The organism is Kitasatospora sp. NPDC056531 (assembly GCF_042794375.1).
Lineage (GTDB): Bacteria > Actinomycetota > Actinomycetes > Streptomycetales > Streptomycetaceae > Kitasatospora.
In genome coordinates, this window is sequence record NZ_JBHTTU010000214.1 from 1 (window position 1) to 4,653 (window position 4,653).

The window sequence follows — 4,653 nt, forward strand, 5'->3', positions numbered from 1 at the left end:
GACACTGGGGTGGAGGACACCCGCCGAAGTCTTCAACGAGCAGCTACTGTTGATCCAACAGGGTGCTGTTGTTGCAACGACTGGTTGAACCTGGGTTGACACCCGTGGTCGCTGTGGTGAATCAGTTTCCCGGGTTCGACGGGTCGGCCGTGCAGGGCGTACTCCAGCGCGGTGAGGACCAGGTCGGCGTCCGCCCGCTCCGAGGTGTGCCAGCCCACGATCCGGCGGGAGAAGGCGTCACGGATCGTGGCCAGCCACCACGGGCCCTCGCCGGTGGGGATCAGCGAGATGTCGGCGACCCACAGCCGGTTCGGGGCGCTGGCAGTGAAGTCGCGCTGGACCAGGTCCGGGGCAAGATCCGCCGCCGGGTCGCGGCGGGTGAAGGAGCGGGGCCGTCGCGGGCTGACGCCCTGCAGGCCGGCCTGGCGCATCAGGCGCTCGACCCGTTTGCGGCCGACGTGGGTGCCCTCGCGTCGTAGGACGGCGTGGACCCGCGGTGAGCCGTAGGTTTCGTCGGAGTCGGAGTGGATGCGGCGGATGTCCTCGGTGAGCTCGGCGTCGCGGCGCTTGCGCTCGCAGGGCTCGGCGAGGTCGCGGCGCCAGCGGTAGTAGGTAGAGGTGGGGATGTGCAGTTCCCGGAGGACGGGCTCGGCCCCGAAGCGGTCCTGGTGCTCGTCGATGAGCTTCAGTACCGTCGCCGGGTCGGGTCGAGCTCCTGGGCGAAAAAAGCCGAGGCGGCCTTGAGGATCTCGCAGGACCGGCGGAGCTCGGCGTTCTCCTTGCGCAGGCGGGCCAGTTCCTCCTTCTCGGCGGTGGTGAGCCTGTCGTCACGCTCGCCCCGATCTGCCTCGTCCTGGCGGATCCAGTTGCGCAGGGCCTCGTGGTGCACCCCAAGATCGCGGGCCATCTGCCGGATCACCGGCTTCGGATCGGCGACCCGGTACATCTCCACCGCGCGCCGGCGCAACTCGGGCGGGTACTTCATCTGAGCAGCCATCACAAAGGCTCCCTTCTCATGACCCATCAGGCCATCTCCGGCAACCTTCCGCACCTCGGGGGAACCTCACTTCGACGATCAGCTCGACGGCCCGCTGGGCCGTGCTCCCGACCGTGTGGCCCGGGTGTGCCAGGGGCTGATCGACATCGTCCACGGTGCCAGGCCGCACCCCGCGGCCGGTCCCTGCGCGACCGCGTTCGCCGACGTGTGGCGCCGCAGCACCGACGGGGCGCCGCCCGGCTGGGTGGCGCGGGTCGCCCACGAGTGGGAGTACTACTTCGCCGCCCAGGCCCACGAGGCAATCAACCGCCGCCGCGGCACACCCAGCGACATGGAGCAGTACCTGCAGGTCCGCCGAGGCATCGCCGGCACCGGCCTGACGGTTTCCCTGGCGGAGCGCACCGCGGGGATCACCGTCCCCCCGTCGGCCTTCCACAGCCCACAGCTGCGCACCATGCGGGAGATCACCGTCGACATCCCGCTCATGTCCAACGACGTGTACTCGCTGGAAAAGGAAGAAGCCCGCGGCGACATGGACAACCTCGTCCTGGTCATCGAACACACCCAGCGCTGCTCCCGTGAGCAGGCGGTGGCCGCGGCCCGCGAGGAAGTCCACCGGTGCTGCGCCCGCTTCCGGCAACTGGCCCGCGACGTGCCGGGCGTGTGCGTCCAGCTCGGCCTCGACCCGCGGGAGCGGGCCGCGGTGGACATGTACATCGAGGTGATGTCCGCGTGGATGGGCGGGTACGGCGCCTGGCAGAGCGAGACCCTGAGATACACCGGCGCCGGCAAGGCCGTCCCCAGCTCCGGCCCCGGCTACGTCGAGAACCTCCTCGAACCTGAACCCGAACACCCCGCCCGGCATCCCCTCACGGCCGCACCCTTGTCGCCGCCCTTCTCCGCCGGATAGGGCCCGCGCACACGTGCCGAGGCGGGAGTACTGGGCGCTGAGCCGGGGCAGAGGCCTATGTGTGGCCGGATCGCCCCGGCGTGGTCCGGGTCCAGCGGAACGACTTGAGACCACCCCTCCGCGTCGCCGGCGCGGCCGGGGAACCGCACCTCCGTCGCACACCCTTTGAAGGTGCATCATGCGCTGCCGAATCACGTATCTGCCGGTCGGCGGCTCATGGATGTACCTGGCCACCGTCATCGACCTGCACTCGCGCCGCCTGGTCGGCTGGTCGCTGGCCGACCACATGCGCACCCGGCTTGTGGCCGACGCGCTCGAAGCCGCGGTCGTGGCACGCGGCGGCCGGGTCGACGGCGTGATCTTCCACTCGGACAGGAGCTCGCAAGGCGGATCGGCCGAGTTCGCGAGCCTCTGCCGGCGCCACGGCATCCGGCGAAGCATGGGAAAGGTCGGTTCGAGCTACGACGACGCTGCCGCCGAGAGCTTCTTCGCCTCGTTGAAGCGGGAGTTGATGTACGGAGCGGGCTGGACCGGTCGTTCTCAGGTGAGGGCTGGAGGTGTTCCGGTGGATCTCCTTCTACAACGTTTGAAGGCGCCACTCCACACTCGGCTACCTCAGTCCGATCCAGTTCGAACAGCAGACAGCGGCGTCCCGGGGCCCCGCACTCGGCGAGGACCGCATCGACCATCTCGGAAGGCACGATCTGGGGCAACTCGCCCAGATGGCCCGGCGCGTAGACGCCCTCGGCTACCGCGATCTCGCGGGTGACGACACACTGACCGGACAGCGGAGCTCCCGAAGTTGAACGGCTTGTCTTGGCAGACGTCGTTCCACCGGGGCTCCGCTTCTCACGTCTGGCGTTCGCGCAGATCAGGCCGCAGTTACGTGTCGGCCTCGACCCGTAACTTCATGGCCTTGGCTTTTCGGGCTCCGTGCGGTGAGTTCGATGAGCGTTGTTCTTCTTGCGGGGGAGCCTCCCAGGCGGCGGTGATGTCGCGGGCGACATCGCGTAGGAGGTCGATGAGCATGTCTGCGAGTGGTGTGAGGCTGGCGTCTGTTTTGGTCACGGCGTAGAGCTGGCGGTAGGGCCTGGGGTGGGCCAGTTCGCGATAGGCGGTACCAGGCGCGTGGGTCAGGGCCAGGCGCGAGACCAGGGCCACTGCGATGCCTGTGCCGACGAGGGCCTGGGCGACATCGTAGGACTCGGTCTCGAACCGCACGGTGGGAGTGAAGCTGGCCTCGCGGGCAGCGTCGTGGAATTGTTCGCGGGCGGCATGGCCGGCCAGGATGGAAACCCACGATTCGTCGCGCAGTTGTTCCAGGTGAAGTTCGGTGTCCGCGGGCTGCCCGGTGGCCAGTGGATGGTCGTCGGGGAGAACCACGACCATCGGGTCCAACAGGAGCGAGTGGGCCCGTATGTGTGGGGGCGGCACGAGCGGCGTGCCCCAGGACGCGACGATGGCCACGTCCAGGCGCCCCGCGCTGATCTCGTCCGCTCCGCGTCCGGACACCACGTCTACGACCGAGACGTCGGCGTCCGGATGGCGGTGGCGCAGCGCCGTCAGGGCGGGTGGCAGCAGGTGCAGGGCGGCTGCCTGGAACGTTCCGATCCGCAGCCGTAGGGAGAGGTGGCCGAGCAGTGCGGCCAGTTCCGCCTCGGCCCTGTCCGAGGCCTCCTCCACGGTTCGACCGTGGGAGGCCAGCAGTGCGCCGGCCGCGGTGAGCGTTGCCCCGCGAGGACCACGGATGACCAGCGGCACCTGCCAGTCGCGCTCGGCCTTGACTACCTGTTGTGTGATCGCCGCGGGCGTGAGTTGGAGGGCGCGAGCCGCCGCTGTCAGGGAGCCGTGCCGCTCGATCAGCGCGAGAAGGCGGAGCTGTCCCGGGTCCATCACCATTCACTGACCTTAACGCTGCACCCTTCTCTTTTAACTTCTCTTAGGGGCGCGGGACAGGAAGCCTGGTGGTGCACCCATCGGCCGCGATCCCCGGAAGGGGTTCTTTTCCCATGCCCACGCATGTGCCCGTTTTCATCGTCACCACCTTGCTGCTGGCGATGCTGCCAGGCGCGAGTCAAGCCCTGTTGATCCGGCAGGTTCTGGAAGGCGGCCAACGCACCGTCCGAGGCACGCTCGCGGGCAACGCCACCGGCTTCCTGCTGTGGTCCACGGCCGCTGCGGCCGGGCTGTCCGCCGTCCTGCTGGCCAGCCCCACCGCGTACGCAGCGCTGCGGATCGCAGGTGGCATCGTGCTGATGATCCTCGGAGTGAAGACGCTACGGACCGCGCTCACCACCGTCGCCACCCGTCCGCCCCGCGAGGGCGGGCGCCGCACCGGCTTCGCGGGCGGATACCTCACCGGCCTGAGCACCAACCTCGGCAACCCGAAGGCCGGCGTGTTCGCCGTCTCGGTGCTGCCCCAGTTCGTGACGGCGAAGGGCCCGGTGTTCCTGTCGACCGTCGCCCTGGGAGCCTTGTGGGCGCTCGTCAGCGCCTCCTGGTACATGTTGCTCACCTGGGCCGTCGGCCGAGGGCGCGCCTTGATATCACGGCCGACGGTCCTGCGGGGGCTCAGTGTGACGACCGGTGTCGTCCTGCTGGGGCTGGGCGCCGCGGTGGCAGCAGGTGTCTGAGAGGGCGATGTGGCGCTTCTAGTGCCGCATCAGGCAACGTTCGCCCTGTCGGAGGTCCTGCCTGTCGATGGCTTTGGCCGCTGGCGATAATCGTCCGATGAGTGCCATCGAAC

4 protein-coding genes and 2 pseudogenes are annotated in these 4,653 nt (G+C 69.1%); 3 read left to right on the forward strand and 3 right to left on the reverse strand.

Going from position 1 to position 4,653, the window contains the following annotated elements; translation table 11 throughout:
• Positions 1 to 110: 110 nt before the first annotated feature.
• Positions 111 to 755: pseudogene (locus ACFQ87_RS44380) on the reverse strand (IS3 family transposase); the annotation flags it as partial.
• Positions 686 to 997: a transposase gene (locus ACFQ87_RS44385; protein WP_380616737.1), complete on the reverse strand. Its 312-nt coding sequence runs from the start codon at positions 995 to 997 to the stop codon at positions 686 to 688. The pseudogene ACFQ87_RS44380 and the gene ACFQ87_RS44385, both read right to left, overlap by 70 nt.
• Before the next feature lie 25 nt (positions 998 to 1,022).
• Between ACFQ87_RS44385 and ACFQ87_RS44390 the strand changes: the two genes are divergently transcribed.
• Positions 1,023 to 1,907 (forward strand): terpene synthase family protein, encoded by an 885-nt coding sequence (locus ACFQ87_RS44390; protein ID WP_380616740.1) that lies wholly within the window; start codon positions 1,023 to 1,025, stop codon positions 1,905 to 1,907.
• A gap of 190 nt (positions 1,908 to 2,097) precedes the next feature.
• Positions 2,098 to 2,560, forward strand: a pseudogene (locus ACFQ87_RS44395) (IS3 family transposase); the annotation flags it as partial.
• A 229-nt stretch (positions 2,561 to 2,789) separates the two neighbouring features.
• Here the strand turns inward: ACFQ87_RS44395 and ACFQ87_RS44400 are convergent.
• Positions 2,790 to 3,806 carry a LysR family transcriptional regulator gene (locus tag ACFQ87_RS44400; protein WP_380616738.1) on the reverse strand — a complete coding sequence of 339 codons (1,017 nt, stop codon included), beginning with the start codon at positions 3,804 to 3,806 and terminating at the stop codon, positions 2,790 to 2,792.
• Positions 3,807 to 3,916: 110 nt separating this feature from the next.
• Here ACFQ87_RS44400 and ACFQ87_RS44405 point away from each other — a divergent pair, with 110 nt between their 5' ends.
• Positions 3,917 to 4,540, forward strand: a complete 624-nt coding sequence (locus ACFQ87_RS44405; RefSeq protein WP_380616739.1) for a LysE family translocator — start codon at positions 3,917 to 3,919, stop codon at positions 4,538 to 4,540.
• The last annotated feature ends 113 nt before the right edge of the window (positions 4,541 to 4,653 follow it).

Coding starts and splice junctions, on each gene's coding strand:
- ACFQ87_RS44385 (WP_380616737.1), bottom strand. CDS start 997: ATGGCTGCTCAGATGAAGTACCCGCCCGAGTTGCGCCGGCGCGCGGTG.
- ACFQ87_RS44400 (WP_380616738.1), bottom strand. CDS start 3,806: ATGGTGATGGACCCGGGACAGCTCCGCCTTCTCGCGCTGATCGAGCGG.
- ACFQ87_RS44405 (WP_380616739.1), top strand. CDS start 3,917: ATGCCCACGCATGTGCCCGTTTTCATCGTCACCACCTTGCTGCTGGCG.